Source organism: Xanthomonas sp. SHU 199, assembly GCF_000364665.1.
GTDB classification, from domain to species: domain Bacteria; phylum Pseudomonadota; class Gammaproteobacteria; order Xanthomonadales; family Xanthomonadaceae; genus Xanthomonas_A; species Xanthomonas_A sontii.
In genome coordinates, this window is sequence record NZ_AQOI01000527.1 from 1 (window position 1) to 1,196 (window position 1,196).

Here is a 1,196-nt window from a genome sequence, read left to right on the forward strand (position 1 = left end):
ATGGACACCGGCGCCGCGCCGGCATCGGCAAGCGCGCCTGCGGCGATGCCGCCGGCGAGTGCTGCCCCGGGCGCCGCGTCGGCCAACGGCACGCCGACCTCGGCCGAGGACGACTACGCCGCGCTGTACGGCGGCGACCCGTACAACCCGGTCGCCGATCCGACCCTGCCGGAGGGCGTGCCTGCACCGCAGAGTTACGATCCGTGGGAGAAGTTCAACCGCAAGGTGCATGCCTTCAACAACGTGGTCGACCGTGGCGTGGCGCGGCCGCTGGCACGCGCCTACGTCAACGTGGTGCCGCGGCCGGTGCGGTTGGGCGTGACCAACTTCTTCGACAACCTCAGTTCGCCGCTGACCATGGTCAACCAGCTGCTGCAGGGCCGTCCGCTGCAGGCGGGGCAGACCCTGAGCCGGTTCCTGATCAACAGCACGCTGGGCATCGGCGGCATCTTCGACCCGGCCACCGACGCCAACCTGCCGCGGCGCAGCGAGGACTTCGGCCAGACCCTGGGTGTGTGGGGCTGGCGCCGCTCGCGCTACCTGGAACTGCCGTTGTTCGGCCCGCGCACGGTGCGCGATGCGTTCGGCCTGGTCGGCGACGCGCCGCTGTCGCCACTGCAGCAGATCGAGGAAGACCGGGTGCGCATCGGTCTGCAGGGCCTGCAGTTGGTCGACACGCGCGCGCAGTTGCTGTCGCTGGACAGTCTGCGCGACCAGGCGCCGGACGAGTATCAGCTGACCCGCGATGCGTGGCTGCAGCGCCGCAACTATCAGATCGAGAGCGACATGCGCGGGCACAAGCGTCAGGACGACGATCTGCCGGCCTATCTGCGCGAGGAAGAGACCAATCCGACGGTGCCGGTGGATGCGATGCCGGTCCCGGAGTGGCGCGGCGGTCGCTAGTCCGGCGCGCGACGCACCGACGAAAAGCCCGGCTTCGGCCGGGTTTTTTGTGTCTGAGGCTTTTGCTGGTATCGCCTGTGGGCGCAGCGCGATGTGCGGGAATAAGTGCTCAGTTTGCAGTGGGTGATCAAGTGTCGCGGCGTACGTAGGCAAGTAGCCGATGTTGCTGTTGCTGTTGCTGTTGCTGTTGATTTACCGGGGTCCCCTCGGCGCGGCAGCCACGGCGGGGAAAAACCCGAAGGGCGGCGCACAGGGACGTGCGCCGTTCGCGGCAGGGGCAGGATGCCCCTTCC

At 68.6% G+C, this 1,196-nt stretch carries 1 protein-coding gene; it reads left to right on the top strand.

From position 1 onward, the window contains the following. A partial coding sequence (locus tag D183_RS0116045) for an MlaA family lipoprotein (protein ID WP_017909898.1) occupies positions 1-903 on the top strand: 903 nt, incomplete at its 5' end. Between the last annotated feature and the right edge of the window lie 293 nt (positions 904-1,196).